This is a genomic window from Salinivibrio sp. VYel1, from assembly GCF_009377945.1.
GTDB classification, from domain to species: Bacteria; Pseudomonadota; Gammaproteobacteria; order Enterobacterales; family Vibrionaceae; genus Salinivibrio; species Salinivibrio siamensis.
This window is the reverse complement of the sequence record NZ_RSAM01000004.1, coordinates 212,632-227,133: the sequence shown is the minus strand read 5'-3', so window position 1 is coordinate 227,133 and position 14,502 is coordinate 212,632. Positions and strand designations below refer to the sequence as shown.

Sequence of the window (14,502 nt, the reverse complement as noted above, 5' to 3'; positions counted from 1 at the left end):
AAAGCAAGAGAAGAGTTTCAAAGCCGGCATTCAACGCAAGCGAATGATGTGCGCGATGGACCAAGAGTACCTCGCGACCGTGCTGGGAAGCCTTTCATGACGGGGATGTTCATGCGTTTTCCGTGGGTAACAAGGCTTTCCGCCAAAATTTTTATTTCCAATCTTCATCTGCGTACGGACGCGGATGAACGTGTGACAATGATTCAGACATATTTAGCGCTATTGAGAGAGGGATCAGGGCCTATGGACGAAGAAAGGCAGTTGATTCTGCAGACCCTATTTAGGCCAAGTTCAACCGGCTTTATCAAGGATGATGGACCGAGTTCATTTCATGAATTAGTCACCAATGTCTTGAACAAAAAATAGATATAACAAGGCCTTCCAGCGGAAGCAGTCGCTAGCGCGGCTGCTCCGCTGAAGGCAGCGTTAGGTTTTTTATCAGGACTTGGTGCAAACTTCAAAAAATATTTTAGTCTTTTTGCTTATCCGTAATAAGGAGGTTGTGTGTGAGTAATTTAATAGGTCTAGTCTTGGGTTTTGTGTTGGTAATGCCATTGGCCGTGCTACTTCATGAGTTAGGACATGCAACTCCTCAATTAATGACAGGTCAGTCGGTAGAAATTCGATTGGGAAGTGGAAGTAATGCTAAGGAATTTCGGGTTGGTAAATTAAAGTTATTAATCACACCATTGTCGATGAATGTTGGCTTTGCTTCAATAGAAAGAGATGTGAGCAAAAATTTGCAAGTTGTTTCGTTGTTAATGGGACCTGTTGTATCTCTAATTTTATGTATCGGGTTATATTTACTTAGTCGCTATGAATTACCGTATCTAGCTCAATATTTGGTAAATTTTGGACTGTACTTTTCACTGTTTCAATTTTTATTTACAGCAATGCCCATATACTATCCAAGTTACTTTGGTGCGTATGAGGGTATGCCTAGCGATGGGAGGCAAGTGCTAGAGTTACTTGGCTTAATGAAAGGTCAAGGGGCATAAACCTAACAAATATGAATAAGTATCGCGCAGCCGACACTTTATTTGGGTGCTGAATAAGCCCGTTGCTTTATTAAGTAAATAGCTCGAATGCGCATAGGTAGGCGCTGCGTCTGGCACTTTTTTCAGCGCGAACGCAGCCAAGAAACAAGCGGATACATTGTTATTTAAAAAGTGATGCTTGGTGAAATAAACACTACAAAATAATTGATTAGACATGGTTACCTCCGCTATTAAAGAGCGCAACTAAGTGTGGCAGATCCTAGACAGGGGGGATCTATGTTATTAGTTATATCTATGCAACTACTTGAAGCGATAAAATATTCATACATATTGATGTCGTCAATTAATTAAATATAGGATTACATATGTCAATTCAAAACCTAAATGCTGGCGATATTGTCGTCAGCAACTTCGGTGTTTATCAGCACTGGTCTTTAGTTTCAGACGCTTTGTGTGAAAAGGGTCTGCCTATGCTCATTTCTGCAACTCAGCGAAATGGTACCGTTCAAGAAGAAAACTGGGATGTAGTAACCCAAGGTAAACATACCTATCCAGCTAAAGTTACTTACGACCGCCCAGTATCAGAGGTGCTCGAACTCGCTCGTTCTCAAATTGGACAGTGGAAATACTCATTAACAGACCGAAACTGTGAGCATTTCGCTAAATGGGCAACAGGATTAAAAATGTCTTCGACTCAAGTTGTTGCTGGTGCAACTGGTGCTGTTTTGGGTGCAAGTTTAATTGGTTTATACTCAGAAAATCCGAAGTTTGCTAAATTTCTCGGTGGTTCATTAGCTCTGGGTGGTTTAGCCGTTTTAGCTACTAAAGCCGTTGAGGAAAAATAGGTAAGACAAACGGCTATTTCGCCAATCACTAGAGGATGGCGAGGCTTTTACCCCACATCATTCCTCCTCTGAGCATTGAGCCTAAGCTCACGTTCATCATACGTACAAAGGCAACAATGGCGAATATTGCTCATCTTCGTTAGGCGTTAGTGACGCTAACACTTATATCAATTTTTAATTAAAAACACTATGGAAAGTAATAATGAAATATAACAACCCCATCAACCCAAGTTGTATAGATAACTTGCTGGGTGAACTATGGCTCAATGAGGACTCTTTAGTCTTAGATGTTGGTTGTGGTAACGGCGAATTAATTAAAAGCGTTTTAGAAAAGTTTAACTGTCGGGCGGTAGTCATTGAAATTGATGAAAGGGAGATTGCTAAAGCCAAGGAAAACTTGGAGCCTTATTTAGATAAAGTCACCTTTCATAATGCAGCATTCAAAGATGTGGAACTGCCTAGGGGCGTATTTGATGCGTGCTTTAGCTTAGGCTCTACTCATGCTTTTGGCGATGTTGGTGAAGCTTTAGACCATGCATTGTCTGACATGAAGGCTCTCATAGCGTCTAATGGCTTAATTGTACTTGGGGATGCGTATTGGCGAAAAGAACCAGATAAAGAGTACTTACTCGCAACAGGTATTGACCCGATAGAGTTACGCTCAAACCTTCAAAACATAGAAGCAGGAAATCAACTAGGCCTTGAATGCGCTTATGTCGTTCATTCTTCTTATCAAGATTGGGATACGTTTGAAAGCTCGTTTTGGCTAGCTGCTGAACGCGAGTTGTTGCTAGATCCTGAAAATATCGAGCTATTGGATAAAGTAAAAACGAGACGACATTGGAAAGATGCGTATTTGAGGTGGGGGCGAGAAACAATGGGGTTTGCTCTATACCTATTCATTCACGCTACACCCTAAAGCATCTAAAAAATGAGTCTGAGGCTCTCGCAGTCTGAATAAGGCTATGAGCCTGGCACACTCAGCGCCATGGAGGGCATAACAATTTGAGACCGAGCAGATTCAATCTCTCTGCGTTGCTCGTTGGGGCGATGGCAACATTTGTGGGAATAGGCGTAGCGCGATTCGCCTACACACCAATTATTCCTGCACTCGTAGAAGCCAACTGGTTTACGGCCACGGAAGCGGCATACTTGGGGGCCGCGAATCTGCTCGGCTATCTCGGTGGAGCGATTGGCGCGCACACCCTCTCTGAGCGATACAAACTCCGTTATATGCTTGGCGGCGCTTATATCGCAGTCGCGTTAAGCTTCTTTCTTTGTCTGAGCCCGATCGGCTTCGCGTGGTTCTTTATCTGGCGATTTGTGTCTGGTTTTGCCGGTGCAACCTTGATGGTTGTCGGTCCGTCTCTGGCTCTCTCAAGTACGCCAGCGTCACAACGACCAGCTACTGGAGCGATGGTTTTTACCGGTATCGGAATTGGGGCTTTTTTGTCGGCCACCGCGATTCCGTTATTGTTAAATGTAGGGCTTGTTTTAGCCTGGGTTGGGCTCGGCGTACTTGCTGCTGCGGCTGGTCTTGTCGCTGATAGGGCGCTCGCAGGCTTGAACGCTTTACCAGCAACTCCCCCGTCAGGGAATGGGGCAGAGAGCTTAACCGCTGCACAGAAATGGAGCATCGGAATAGTCATGGTGGCGTATGCGATGGATGGAGTCGGCTTTGTTCCCCATACGGTTTTTTGGGTAGATTATCTTGCACGTGAAGTCGGTATGGGGCAGACCATCGCGAGTTTCCAATGGGCTGTTCTGGGTGTCGGTGCTGTTTTCGGACCTTTCATTGTCGGGAGGGCGGCTAAAAAGCTCGGTTGGCACGGGGCTCTGCTGTCAGGGTTTCTGGCAAAGTCCATCGCTACGGCATTACCGGTTATATCGGTATCGATGGCTAGTATTACCGTTTCATCCTTTGTCGTCGGAGCCATGATCCCCGGCATTGTTGCGCTCACAGCAGGACGGCTTTCAGAGATTATGGGGCCTGCTGGTCACAAAAAGATATGGGGTATGGCCACAGCCATGTTCGCTGCATTTCAAGCAGCAGGTGGGTACGCTCTGGCATTTGTCTACGGCTTTCTTGGTACCTATGAACCTTTATTCAGCATTGGTGCCGTTATTCTGGCGAGCGGCGTCCTCTTGCTATCAACCCGATATCTTATCGTTCGAAAAGCCACACAGATGGAGAACAATTGATATGGAACTGTATCTGAACACAACGTCGCCTTATGCAAGAGTTGTCCGAACCTGCGCGATTGAAAAGCAGTTAGATGATGTGAAGCTCATCTGGGTAGATCCTTGGGCGGATGACAATGCGTTGCTCACCGTCAATCCCAACGGAAAAATTCCCGTGCTTGTAACGGATAGGGGAGAGGCTTTATCAGAATCCCTTCTCATCGCGTCATACTTGGACGGGCTTTCTTCGACGAACAGCTTGCTTGGTGCACCCAACTATACCGATGTCCTTGCTCTCTCGGGGCTTAGTCAGGGCCTTACCGATGCAGCTTTTATGACGGTTATTAATCGGAAGCACTTTGGGAAAGAGAGCGATAGTACAGTACTCGGAGTTCGTCGACAGAATGCCATTGTTAGGTGCCTTCAGACGCTGGAGGATAGGGTGAATACTGATGTTATGCAGTCCGACATTAACCTTGGCCAGATTGTTACTGGCGTTGCGCTGAGCTATATCGATTTTCGATTACCGGAGTTGCAATGGGGTGAAAGCCAGCCACTCCTCGCTGACTGGTTAACGAGATTTTTAGAGCGTTCAAGTGTCAAAGAAACGGCCTTCGCGGTTTAATCCGCATACACCCATGCACCTGACTTTCCGTCCCATCAATCTTGAAACCGATTTTGCTTATTGCGTAGCTGCACGTCGGGACGCTTTTGTGTGTAGCTTTGGCTCCGATGAGGGGTTTGAAGACTTTCTAACTGGCTATTATGAACGGGTGAGTGAACGCATGAATCAGCCCGAGTGGTTTTATCGGCATATTTTTGTCGATGGAGAATGGGCTGGGCAGCTTGAATTTCGCAGCACGTCGCCGGAGCCTGAGACGGGTTATGTGCATCTAATCTACCTTACACCTGTTTTTCGTGGTCGAGGGTTTGCCCCTTTGCTGCAGCACTATATCGAAACCACCTTAACAAACGCGGGGTGCCGCCGAGCAATGCTTTCTGTAAGCCGTGATAACCATCGTGCGTTAACCTTTTATCGCCAGCACGGCTGGGAATTTGTTCGCGCCAACCCCAAACATGCGAAGACCGATTTTTATCAGTGTTGGTTGCCGGCGTAGATACTTATTCGCGCCAATATGCGATTATGGCGCGATAGAAGGTTTCAGTAGGCGAGTGGTTTATGACACTGATATGCCAGTCAAAAAGGCTCAATGTGCGACAGTTTACACTCGACGATGCGCCATTTATTGTTGAGCTGCTTAATGAGGCGTCGTTTATACGCTATATCGCAGATAAAAAGGTGCGTACTGAACAAGATGCAGTAGAGTATCTCCGTCACGGGCCGCTCGCGAGTTATCAAGCACATGGCTTCGGTTTAAATCTGGTGGAACGGCGGGAAGATGGTGAGCCCATCGGTATGTGCGGTGTGCTTAAGCGCGATGAGTTGGCATATCCAGATTTAGGCTACGCGTTTTTATCGCGTTCTACCGGGCAAGGATACGCCACAGAAGCCGCCGAGGCGGTGCTTGAAGCAACCCTGTTAGCGAGCGGACTAAGTACTGTTCAGGCGGTTACCTTACCGGACAACCAACCCTCAAACCGCTTGCTTGAAAAGTTAGGGTTTCGGCTGCAAAGCCAAATCATGCTTTATGGGCATCGCAACAATCTGTATCAATATACCCGCGTCTGAGCGCCATGAGATGTTACTGAGCACTGTCACCCTGAACGGTGACGCGGTGCAATCGTCTGGGCGCGTCACCATAATCGGTTATCGCGTAGTGCTGGGTAGCGCGATTATCCCAGATTGCCACCGAGTGCTTTTGCCAGCGAAAGCGAACGTGATATTTCGATTGGCGTGCTTGACTAAACAGTGTCGCAAGCCGTTGTTGGCTAGCCGCCACTGGCCAATCGGCAATCGCGCGAGTAAATTGCTCGTTAATAAATAGCACGTCTTGGCCGGTTTCAGGGTGGGTTTGCACCATGGCACGGCGAATGGGCGGGTAGTCTTGAGCGCGTTTCGAGACAACACTCTGGCCGTCGGCGTCTTGATGATCGTAACGGCTGCCTTCAAAGGCGTGTAGCGCGTGAATGGTGTCGAGCTGGCGTAGCTCGGTTTTTTCTTCGTCGGTTAGATCGGCCCATACTGCTGCCATGTCACACCAAATCGTATCCCCGCCATGTTCTGGTACATATTGGGCGTGTAAAACCGAGCACTTGGGCGGCACCGCTTGCCATGTCATGTCGGTGTGCCAATAGCTTTGGCTGGGTGGATTACCGCGGCTGGTTTCAATCACGACCACTTGCTCGTTGTCGGGCAGGTGCGGAAAAAACGGGTGAGGTGGCTCAAGCTCGCCGAAGCGTTTTGCCAGTGCGACATGGTCGTCGGTCGAGAGAGGCTGCTCGCGAAAGAAAAGCACTTTGTAGCGTAAAAATGCTTGATACAGCGCCGCAAACTCAGCCTCGGAAAGCTGGGGTAGGTCGATATTATCGACTTGCGCCCCTAACGTGTCGCCTAACGGGGTTATCTTCATTTGAACCATACCTTACCGCCAATGAATTTGTAGGCTGGTGTGCCTCGCACCAGGGTGTCACGCGCAAAGGGCTGTTCGCACTGAGGGCAGTGACACGGCGTGGTGGTGGCATCCTCAACAATCCTTTCTTTAAAGCACTTCACCAATGCACCTTTGCCGCCTTTGCGGTATTTAAACAGTGGCGCATTACAGCGTTTACAGAAAATATCGATGGTTTTGGTGGGGCCTTTTTTATTCGGTTTTGCCATTTTTACTGCTCGAGCGTCATTACATGCCGAAAACTTGATAGTGACGAGTCGGGCGTAGGCTGTCAATCAGCTATCGTTTGATGACGCTTTACGTTATTAACGCAATGCGTTACTATTGGAGGGATGATTCGATCGTTTAAGTGCAAAGATGTCGAAATCGTTGATTATCACTAGGAGGTCGCTCATGCGTACTGTAGAAGCTGTCACACCGGGCGAGTTGCTAAAAGAGGAATTCCTGACTCCCATGGGGATTTCGCAATATCGTTTGGCTAAAGAAATCGGAGTGCCCGCACAGCGTATTGGTCAAATTATTGCTGGTAAACGGGCTATAACGGCTGATACAGACCTGCGTTTATGCCGTTTTTTTGGATTATCGAAGGGCTATTGGCTGCGTGCTCAAATCGCCTATGATACTGAAATTACTGAACATGAGCTCGAAGATCAGCTGAATAGTATTCGCCCATGGACAGAAGTCTCGATCATAAACAAAAGCCAGCACGTATGATCGTGTTGGCTATCGTTCCCGCCCCATAGCCGATGTAAGTGCAAGGGGGCTTTTTGCTTAGTTCGCGATTTTCACGCGGATTTTGCTTTTCGCAACACTGGTGAGGTTTAAGGCGGCCATTGCGGCTTTGGCTTGTGTCTCGTCAGGCATGGTCACAAAAGCAAAGCCTTTGGATTCGCCAGTCTCTTGGTCCAGCACCAGAGTGCATTCGGTGACATCGCCGTGTTCAGAAAACAGCTGACGGAGTTGGTGTTCGGTGGTGGTGCGTGCAAGGTTGCGAGCTAAAAGTTTCATTGTTGTCCGTTTATATCGAGGTAACAGCGCCGATTGTGTCAGTAAAGAGGGCCACGACCAAGCAATAGTTTGCCTTTGTTGCCGATGCGTCTTGCGCAGGCGCCGTTTTCCTGACGGTTATGCGTCACTTTCTCCTAAGTCGTGGTTAATCTTATCCAGCAGCGCAATCAGGTGCTGGGCTTGCTCATCATCAATGCTGGGAAACTTGCAGCGGATTTTCTCAGGGATAGCAGCGGCTTGGTGCTGCAGCTCAATGCCTTTGCCCGTGAGGGTGACCCATCGCTTTCGCTTATCGTCTTCGTCTTTCACGATGGTGAGCAAGCCTTTATCGCTCATCTTTTTCAAAATCTGCGTCATTGCGCCACCGTCGATCCCCGTCTTCTCGACTAACGTGGCGATCGATAGTTGATTTTCTTCCCACAGCGCCATCATCACCACATATTGCGGATAGGTGAGATCAAGCTCGCTCAACCAGGTTCGGTAGGCGCGCGAAATCCCATTAGAGGCTTTATACAAGCGGTGGCAAATTTGGCTATTGAGCTGTAATTGGGGATAGGTCATGGCTTGTCATTGTCTGTGTGTCTAATGAGCATTTTATTTTGTACGCAAAGTATTTGCAATGCTGGGTCATGCGATCTAGTATTTTGCATGCAAAATAAATAAACCTGATGCAAGCGGCTTCACCGCACCTGCTGGGTGCGAAGCAGTGAGCCGCAAGCGGACTGGAACACAGGAGAGTGAAATGAAAGAGCTACAAAGTGTTGCCTATACAGCAAAAGCGACCGCTACGGGAGGCCGCGAAGGGTCTGCAAAATCCGATGATGGGCGTTTAGATGTTGCGCTTTCAACCCCCAAGGGGCTCGGCGGGAACGATGGTGAAGGCACCAACCCTGAGCAGCTCTTTGCTGCCGGCTATGCGGCCTGTTTTATTGGCGCGCTTCGTCTAGTAGCGGGTAAAGCAGGCGTCACCTTGCCGGAAGACACCCACATTAACTCAGAAGTGTCGATTGGTCCCATTGATGGCGGTTTTGGTATTGCGGTGAAATTGGCGGTATCGGTTGGCGATCTGGATAAAGAGACCGCGCAGTCATTGGTCGAGCAAGCACACCAAGTATGCCCGTATTCCAATGCCACGCGTGGCAATATTAAGGTTGAATTGTCAGTGATTTAACCTAACTGGCACGCTATGATAGGGAGCGCTGTGTAGCAGGGCTCCCTTTTTTATGCCCGCTTTTTTATGGAAGCAGCACGTTGTTCGGTGCTCCCTAACTTCGAGTGCTCAGCATTGACCGCAAAGGCTATTGACCACGAAGACTATTGACCACGAAGACTAACGCGCAAGCCCTATACCAATAACAAGGATGATGAAAGTTAACATGCCAGACGCCACCACCAGTAAGCTTATCGAGATAAGTGTCGCCCCGCTAACGAATGAAGACACAGAGGGAGTTCGCCAGATATCGTTACCTGACCAACAAGTAAAGTTTGCAGGGACTGCAGACGAATTTCTTGCCGAGGACAGTGAGACCATTCACCGCCATGTGATCAAGCGAGCGGGCAAGACGGTAGGCTTTTTTAAACTCGATATCGACTATGCGTCTCAGTATGACTTTTGCCCGCCAAAGACGCTGGGTCTGCGCATGTTTGTGGTGGATGCGCGGTATCAAGGGCAGGGATTAGGTACCGGTGCGGTTAAAGCCTTGCTGGCGTATTTACCCTTTGCTTATGGTGATTTCAATTGGGTATATCTGACCGTTAACTGTCGAAACCCGGCCGCTAAAGCCTGTTACCAAAAAGGTGGCTTCACCGATACAGGCGAGCTGTATTGGGGCGGTGCGGCTGGCCCTCAGCATATTATGTCGGCCGCACTGTAATTGCGCGCGGTTTAGTGACCAGGGATGACTGACTGAAAAGTAAGTGTGAAGGTCAGTCCACTCTGGGCATTAGGGGCGACGCTTATCTGTCCATTTATATCTCGCACGTTATTGGCGGTAATCGCGAGCCCCAAACCCAGTCCGTCGCCGATTTTTTTAGAAGTGACAAACGGCTCGAACATGGTCTCAAGAACGTCTGTTGAGGCACCACAGCCGTTGTCACTGACCGTCAGCTCGACTGTCCTTTCGGCAGGCGTGACCACAAACACCAAGGTCGGCGCCGCGGTATTTGCCATCGCATCGCACGCGTTAGACACCAAGTTCCCCAATATTTGTAATAGTCGTTGTCCTTCACCCTCAATCAGGGGCGTGTCGTGAGGCATCCGCACTCGCACATCAATGTCTGCCAACTGAGCTTGATACACACGCAAGGTCTCATTGAGGGCATCAGCCAGCGACACGGGATGGAGATGCTGTGGTTTGCTGTAGGCAAAGGTTTTTAATTGGCTAGTCATATTGGTCATACGATCAATCAGCTTTTGCACCAGCTGGTTGTTGGCTTTAACTTTTTCTGTCTCGCCGCGCTCAGCAAGCAAGGTGTTGGTGGTGAGTAAGGTACGAAGGCCGGTAAGTGGCTGATTAAGCTCATGAGTAATGGCGCTCGACATTCTCCCTAAGGCGGCCATTTTGCTGGTTTCAATCAGTTGCGCTTGTGCTTGTTGCAGCGCTTGGGTGCGCTCTTCCACGCGTTCGGTAAGTGCTTGGTTCATCTGCTGCAGTGACTGTTCGGCTTTTTTACGTTTGCTAATGTCAATCAACGTCGCCAGGTAGTATTGCTCATCATGCCAAGGAAAGCGGGTGAGCGAGAAAAGCGCTGGAAAGACGCTCCCGTCGCTGCGACGCGCCATGGTTTCAACCGCATTGAGCTCGGCCAGTTCATTGTGCTGATCGAGGTTTTTGAGCAAGGTGAGGGTGGTGGAATGGGGATTGCCGGTATCAAATAATTCCCAAGCAAAAATGCGGTGATGATTGTTTTCTGGCAAGCCAAATAACCGCTTGGCCATCGGGTTGAGATCAAACAGCGCTCCTTGCTGATCAATTAACAGTAACCCGACTTGTGTTTTATCGATCATTTGTTTAAGTCGGCGCTGCGACTCTTGCAATAAGCTTTGAATACGCTGCTGGTGACGGTGTTTTTGCCGGCGTTGTTGACCGATAATCAACAGCAGAATGACCACGAGCAGTGCGGCGGCCACTCCCCATGCGAACAGGCTTGCCGCGCCTTTGATAGGCTTGTAGGGCGTAAGGTAGCTCACTGACCACTTTAGATCGTCCAGTTTTACCGTGTGGCCAAGAAAGGAGGTGGCATTCAGCCGCCACTGACTGGTGGCGGTACTGTTGTAGAGATAACGCGTTTCCCTGTTAACCGTCTGTGTCTTATCGTGTTCTGGCGTTTGTGTCGCGTTCTGTTGAAGTGCGTTCTGTTGAACTGCGTTCAGCTGGGCTGCATTCAGCCAGTCTGCGTTGTACTCGCTGCTGCTTGAAAGGAAAAAGCGCTGTTGTCGATTTTGCAGCAGAATGATGTCTTGACTGGTAATGGGTTGTTCGGTGAGAAAACTCAGGTCAATCTGCACCACCACGATAGCGGCGATGTTAAGCCCCTCAAAAACCGGGGCGGATAAATAGTAGAGTGGGCCATAGCCTTTGGTTTTATTTACCAATGATACGCCTTCACCTTGGTGCAATACTTGCTCGACGATCGCCAATCGATCGGGGCGGCTAAAGCGTTCATCAATCAAGCTCGACGCCAGCACATCGCCTGATGTGGAGAGCAGTGTCCAGCCTTCGGTATTGGCCGCTTTGTCGAGCTGTGTGAGTTTTGCTTGGAAGGCGGCGGGGTCATGCTGCTCGCCCTTTACAATCGCCAGTGTGTCAGGATGGTTGGTCAGCAAATAAGGCAGATGATAGAAGCGTCTTAATGCACGGCGGACCTCACCGATGTAGTCCAAAAGCTTGTTCTGCACCTCAGTATGATGTTGTACGCTTAACCACTGATAAGCCGCTTCACGGCTGATGCCATATGAGAAAATCACCAGTATGCCGACGAATACTAATCGAGCCCATGTCGTCTTGATGCTGGTTTCTTGGTGGCTGTGGTGATCCTGATGCATAACACACTCTCATTCTTATTCTGTTTTAGACTGCGGTGCGCCGAAAAAATGTTAAAGCAGTGTGATGAGAAAGTGAGAGCTAGCTCCTTTTCTGATCGGTGGCTTTTGCTACCGTAATGAAAAACGTATCACGGATGAACCCTCATGATTGCTGAAACACCCCCACGCATTGCCTTGATTGAAGATGACGATATTGTTCGCCAGACCACCTGCCAGTGGCTAGAGCTGGCAGGGTTTGAGGTGGCAGCATTTAGTCATGGGAAAGCCGGGTTGGATGCCGTGCTACAGCACCCGTTTGATGCGGTGGTCAGCGACGTCAAACTCCCTGATGTTGATGGATTATCGATCCTGAGTGAGCTTGAGCAGCACCAGGTGGCCACGCCTGTGTTGTTTATTACCGGACACGGTGATGTTGATATGGCCGTGGGGGCGTTGCAAAACGGGGCGTTTGATTTTATCGAAAAACCTTTTGAGCCCGAGCGTTTGTCTCAGCGTGTTACCGAGGCGGTTGATACTTATCGCCAGCAAGCATCGACGCAAGAGCGGCAAGCGTATTTAGCACGCATCAGCGGGTTAGAAAAGGTATTGATTGGGCAAAGTCGTGTGATGCAACAGTTACGTGAGCAAGTGGCAAAACTGGCACGCATTGACACGAATGTGATCATTTATGGGGAAACAGGCTGTGGCAAAGAGCTGGTGGCGACCAGCTTGCATAATGAGAGTGTACGTCGTGGACAACGCTTGGTGCCGATTAACTGCGGCGCGATCCCAGAAAACTTGTTTGAAAGTGAGCTGTTTGGCCATGAAGCGGGGGCGTTTACCGGTGCCAATCAGCGTCGGATTGGTAAGCTCGAATACGCGCACAAAGGCACCTTGTTTTTTGATGAAGTAGAGAGCATGCCGATGAGCATGCAAGTAAAGGTTTTACGTGTGCTTCAGGAGCAAAGGGTTGAGCGAGTGGGAGGAAATCAGTCAATAGCGATCGACACGCGGGTGATTGCGGCAGCGAAAGAAGATCTCAGTGGTCATGAAACCTTTCGGCAAGATTTGTACTACCGCTTAAACGTGGCACAAATTCATATTCCGCCCTTGAGAGAGCGTGACGATGATGCGTTAATCTTGTTTGAACACTTTACCCGTCAGACCAATCCGGAGACACGCTTGGGCAGTGAAGCCGATCGGCACGCCATTTTGTCTTATTCATGGCCGGGTAATATTCGCGAGCTGCGCAATGTAGCAGTGCGGTTTGCCTTGGATGACAGTATTTCAGTGATGGAAATCTTATCGAATCGTCCCTCATCGACCATGGAAACCATCCAGTCGGATGTCCCGCTTTTAATCCAATTGCATAATTTTGAGCGCAAGGTATTGCATGAGTGCTTGGTCGCCCATCGAGGGCGAATTCATGAAGTGATGGTAGCTCTCGATTTGCCTCGCCGTACCTTGAACCAAAAAATGAAAAAGTTTGGCTTACACCGTGCTGATTATACCTAGATGAATCGGCAAAAAATTGCTCAAGGCGAAACGCGCCGCGTTTAAGCGTTGATCACACTTTGGTTACATTTTGTGATGACTGACTGCCTAGTGAGGCGCTATCATCAGCAAGATTTTGCTTATTGGCCCAGCCATAAATGAGAAAAATCTTGCTGATTATCCATGGCCTCTTCTTATATTTCCTTTTATAACAGGGACATAAGATTTGGCACTCCCTTTGCTATCCATGCTTTGCTGTTAACAAATCGTTTTATTTGTGTAAACCAATAATACAGCCCTACATGGAGAGTAAAGATGAAGATCAATCAGCTATTTAAAGCACTGACGTTTGCCGCGGCCTCGTTTAGCCTCGCCTCGACCGCTGTCGCAGAAGACCGAAGCTATATCCTCGCAACGGCTTCAACCGGTGGCACCTACTATCCCGTTGGTGTCGCCTTGGCGACGCTGAGTAAGGTCAAGCTGGCGCCTAAGCACCATTTTTCGTTGTCGGCAATCAGCTCCGCTGGCTCCGGCGAGAATGTGAAGCTACTGAACGAAGATGAAGCGCAATTTGCGATCTTGCAGGGCTTATATGGCGCATGGGCCTGGTCCGGCGAGGGGCCATATGCTGAAAGTGGCCGCCAAGATCAACTGCGCTCTGTGTCTATGCTTTGGCAAAACGTTGAGCACTTTATTGTGCGCAGTGAGCTGGCAGAAACGGGCACCGTGAGTGATTTGAGTAACCTTGAAGGTGAAAAATTTTCGATTGGTAAGAAGAATTCAGGTACCGAAAACTCAGGTCGCCAAATTATGAAGGGACTCGGCGTGGATCCGGAATCCTTTAATTTGGCTTACATGGGTTATGGTGGCAGTGCCAGCGCACTACAAAATGGCACCATTGATGGCATGAATACCCCAGCGGGGGTGCCAGTTGGCGCGGTTACCCAAGCGTTCGCTGCACTGGGAAATGATATCTCTATCCTGTCTTTTACTGACGAGCAAATCAAAGCGGCTAACGGTAAATACAACCTTTGGACCAAGTACGAAATTCCTGCTAATACCTATCCTGAGCTGGATAAGCCGGTCACCACCATTGCTCAACCTAACTTCTTGGCCGTGCGTAAAGATCTTTCCGATGAGGATGTGTATCAGCTCACCAAGGCTATTTACGAGAACTTGTCTTTCCTTCAAGGCATTCATAAAGCCACCAAAGCGATGGCGATTGAAAAAGCGATCGCTGGTTTGCCTGTGCCGCTACATCCAGGTGCAGTACGCTATTACCAGGAAGTTGGTATCGATATCCCGTCTGAACTGGTAATGGAATAAGGCGATAGCGCTCCGGGATAGCTCGGAGCGCCTATCGAGATCAAATACTGCATGGA

The 14,502-nt window shown here is 48.8% G+C and carries 19 protein-coding genes; 14 read left to right on the top strand and 5 right to left on the bottom strand.

The annotated features are described in order from the left end of the window. The 9 genes from EHW58_RS15820 to EHW58_RS06015 all read left to right on the top strand — a co-directional run. Nucleotides 1-100 (top strand): glycosyl transferase (locus EHW58_RS15820; RefSeq protein ID WP_152795353.1); only part of this gene is annotated, 100 nt, incomplete at its 5' end. Beyond that, entirely contained in the window at nucleotides 97-366 is a 270-nt protein-coding gene (locus tag EHW58_RS06050; RefSeq protein WP_152795351.1) for a DUF6161 domain-containing protein, read from the top strand. The genes EHW58_RS15820 and EHW58_RS06050, both read left to right, overlap by 4 nt. A gap of 140 nt (nucleotides 367-506) precedes the next feature. After that, nucleotides 507-998, top strand: a complete 492-nt coding sequence (locus EHW58_RS06045; RefSeq protein WP_077650276.1) for a hypothetical protein — start codon at nucleotides 507-509, stop codon at nucleotides 996-998. 365 nt (nucleotides 999-1,363) lie between these two features. After that, entirely contained in the window at nucleotides 1,364-1,843 is a 480-nt protein-coding gene (locus tag EHW58_RS06040) for a lecithin retinol acyltransferase family protein (protein ID WP_152795349.1), read from the top strand. Nucleotides 1,844-2,045: 202 nt separating this feature from the next. Further along, entirely contained in the window at nucleotides 2,046-2,762 is a 717-nt protein-coding gene (locus tag EHW58_RS06035; RefSeq protein ID WP_152795347.1) for a class I SAM-dependent methyltransferase, read from the top strand. A gap of 143 nt (nucleotides 2,763-2,905) precedes the next feature. Next, on the top strand, nucleotides 2,906-4,045 hold the full coding sequence (locus EHW58_RS06030) for a YbfB/YjiJ family MFS transporter (protein WP_370517831.1): 1,140 nt from the start codon (nucleotides 2,906-2,908) through the stop codon (nucleotides 4,043-4,045). A gap of 1 nt (nucleotide 4,046) precedes the next feature. After that, on the top strand, nucleotides 4,047-4,649 hold the full coding sequence (locus EHW58_RS06025; protein ID WP_152795343.1) for a glutathione S-transferase family protein: 603 nt from the start codon (nucleotides 4,047-4,049) through the stop codon (nucleotides 4,647-4,649). Between the two features lie 13 nt (nucleotides 4,650-4,662). After that, nucleotides 4,663-5,142, top strand: coding sequence for a GNAT family N-acetyltransferase (locus EHW58_RS06020; protein WP_152795373.1), 480 nt, complete (start codon nucleotides 4,663-4,665; stop codon nucleotides 5,140-5,142). Nucleotides 5,143-5,204: 62 nt separating this feature from the next. Further along, nucleotides 5,205-5,714, top strand: coding sequence for a GNAT family N-acetyltransferase (locus EHW58_RS06015; protein WP_152795341.1), 510 nt, complete (start codon nucleotides 5,205-5,207; stop codon nucleotides 5,712-5,714). 13 nt (nucleotides 5,715-5,727) lie between these two features. Here the strand turns inward: EHW58_RS06015 and EHW58_RS06010 are convergent, their stop codons facing one another. Together EHW58_RS06010 and EHW58_RS06005 are read right to left on the bottom strand one after the other, a co-directional pair. After that, nucleotides 5,728-6,555, bottom strand: coding sequence for a TauD/TfdA family dioxygenase (locus EHW58_RS06010; protein ID WP_152795339.1), 828 nt, complete (start codon nucleotides 6,553-6,555; stop codon nucleotides 5,728-5,730). Further along, complete coding sequence (locus EHW58_RS06005; protein WP_025739952.1) at nucleotides 6,552-6,803, bottom strand: hypothetical protein; 252 nt, start codon at nucleotides 6,801-6,803, stop codon at nucleotides 6,552-6,554. The genes EHW58_RS06010 and EHW58_RS06005 overlap by 4 nt, the downstream gene beginning before the upstream one ends. Before the next feature lie 184 nt (nucleotides 6,804-6,987). On the opposite strand from EHW58_RS06005, the gene EHW58_RS06000 reads away from it, so the two are divergent. Next, nucleotides 6,988-7,308, top strand: a complete 321-nt coding sequence (locus EHW58_RS06000) for a HigA family addiction module antitoxin (protein WP_152795337.1) — start codon at nucleotides 6,988-6,990, stop codon at nucleotides 7,306-7,308. A gap of 57 nt (nucleotides 7,309-7,365) precedes the next feature. Here EHW58_RS06000 and EHW58_RS05995 read toward each other — a convergent pair whose 3' ends face one another. Together EHW58_RS05995 and EHW58_RS05990 are read right to left on the bottom strand one after the other, a co-directional pair. Next, on the bottom strand, nucleotides 7,366-7,602 hold the full coding sequence (locus tag EHW58_RS05995; protein ID WP_074212824.1) for an RNA recognition motif containing protein: 237 nt from the start codon (nucleotides 7,600-7,602) through the stop codon (nucleotides 7,366-7,368). Between the two features lie 117 nt (nucleotides 7,603-7,719). Further along, complete coding sequence (locus EHW58_RS05990; protein ID WP_152795335.1) at nucleotides 7,720-8,163, bottom strand: MarR family winged helix-turn-helix transcriptional regulator; 444 nt, start codon at nucleotides 8,161-8,163, stop codon at nucleotides 7,720-7,722. Nucleotides 8,164-8,344: 181 nt separating this feature from the next. Here EHW58_RS05990 and EHW58_RS05985 point away from each other — a divergent pair, with 181 nt between their 5' ends. Together EHW58_RS05985 and EHW58_RS05980 are read left to right on the top strand one after the other, a co-directional pair. Then, a complete protein-coding gene (locus EHW58_RS05985) occupies nucleotides 8,345-8,773 on the top strand; it encodes an organic hydroperoxide resistance protein (protein ID WP_069361329.1) in 429 nt (142 codons plus the stop codon). A gap of 205 nt (nucleotides 8,774-8,978) precedes the next feature. Beyond that, complete coding sequence (locus EHW58_RS05980) at nucleotides 8,979-9,476, top strand: GNAT family N-acetyltransferase (RefSeq protein WP_152795333.1); 498 nt, start codon at nucleotides 8,979-8,981, stop codon at nucleotides 9,474-9,476. Nucleotides 9,477-9,487: 11 nt separating this feature from the next. Here EHW58_RS05980 and EHW58_RS05975 read toward each other — a convergent pair whose 3' ends face one another. Beyond that, nucleotides 9,488-11,647 carry a sensor histidine kinase gene (locus EHW58_RS05975; protein ID WP_152795331.1) on the bottom strand — a complete coding sequence of 720 codons (2,160 nt, stop codon included), beginning with the start codon at nucleotides 11,645-11,647 and terminating at the stop codon, nucleotides 9,488-9,490. Between the two features lie 144 nt (nucleotides 11,648-11,791). On the opposite strand from EHW58_RS05975, the gene EHW58_RS05970 reads away from it, so the two are divergent. Then, complete coding sequence (locus EHW58_RS05970) at nucleotides 11,792-13,141, top strand: sigma-54 dependent transcriptional regulator (RefSeq protein ID WP_152795329.1); 1,350 nt, start codon at nucleotides 11,792-11,794, stop codon at nucleotides 13,139-13,141. A gap of 294 nt (nucleotides 13,142-13,435) precedes the next feature. Continuing rightward, on the top strand, nucleotides 13,436-14,446 hold the full coding sequence (locus EHW58_RS05965) for a TAXI family TRAP transporter solute-binding subunit (RefSeq protein WP_152795327.1): 1,011 nt from the start codon (nucleotides 13,436-13,438) through the stop codon (nucleotides 14,444-14,446). The last annotated feature ends 56 nt before the right edge of the window (nucleotides 14,447-14,502 follow it).

Bases quoted from the DNA above. Each gene is read 5' to 3' on its own strand.
- EHW58_RS06025 (WP_152795343.1), top strand. From the start codon at position 4,047: ATGGAACTGTATCTGAACACAACGTCGCCTTATGCAAGAGTTGTCCGA.
- EHW58_RS05980 (WP_152795333.1), top strand. From the start codon at position 8,979: ATGCCAGACGCCACCACCAGTAAGCTTATCGAGATAAGTGTCGCCCCG.
- EHW58_RS05975 (WP_152795331.1), bottom strand. From the start codon at position 11,647: ATGCATCAGGATCACCACAGCCACCAAGAAACCAGCATCAAGACGACA.
- EHW58_RS05970 (WP_152795329.1), top strand. From the start codon at position 11,792: ATGATTGCTGAAACACCCCCACGCATTGCCTTGATTGAAGATGACGAT.
- EHW58_RS05965 (WP_152795327.1), top strand. From the start codon at position 13,436: ATGAAGATCAATCAGCTATTTAAAGCACTGACGTTTGCCGCGGCCTCG.
- EHW58_RS06000 (WP_152795337.1), top strand. From the start codon at position 6,988: ATGCGTACTGTAGAAGCTGTCACACCGGGCGAGTTGCTAAAAGAGGAA.
- EHW58_RS06015 (WP_152795341.1), top strand. From the start codon at position 5,205: ATGACACTGATATGCCAGTCAAAAAGGCTCAATGTGCGACAGTTTACA.
- EHW58_RS06035 (WP_152795347.1), top strand. From the start codon at position 2,046: ATGAAATATAACAACCCCATCAACCCAAGTTGTATAGATAACTTGCTG.
- EHW58_RS06050 (WP_152795351.1), top strand. From the start codon at position 97: ATGACGGGGATGTTCATGCGTTTTCCGTGGGTAACAAGGCTTTCCGCC.
- EHW58_RS05995 (WP_074212824.1), bottom strand. From the start codon at position 7,602: ATGAAACTTTTAGCTCGCAACCTTGCACGCACCACCACCGAACACCAA.
- EHW58_RS05985 (WP_069361329.1), top strand. From the start codon at position 8,345: ATGAAAGAGCTACAAAGTGTTGCCTATACAGCAAAAGCGACCGCTACG.
- EHW58_RS06020 (WP_152795373.1), top strand. From the start codon at position 4,663: ATGCACCTGACTTTCCGTCCCATCAATCTTGAAACCGATTTTGCTTAT.
- EHW58_RS06010 (WP_152795339.1), bottom strand. From the start codon at position 6,555: ATGAAGATAACCCCGTTAGGCGACACGTTAGGGGCGCAAGTCGATAAT.
- EHW58_RS05990 (WP_152795335.1), bottom strand. From the start codon at position 8,163: ATGACCTATCCCCAATTACAGCTCAATAGCCAAATTTGCCACCGCTTG.
- EHW58_RS06005 (WP_025739952.1), bottom strand. From the start codon at position 6,803: ATGGCAAAACCGAATAAAAAAGGCCCCACCAAAACCATCGATATTTTC.
- EHW58_RS06040 (WP_152795349.1), top strand. From the start codon at position 1,364: ATGTCAATTCAAAACCTAAATGCTGGCGATATTGTCGTCAGCAACTTC.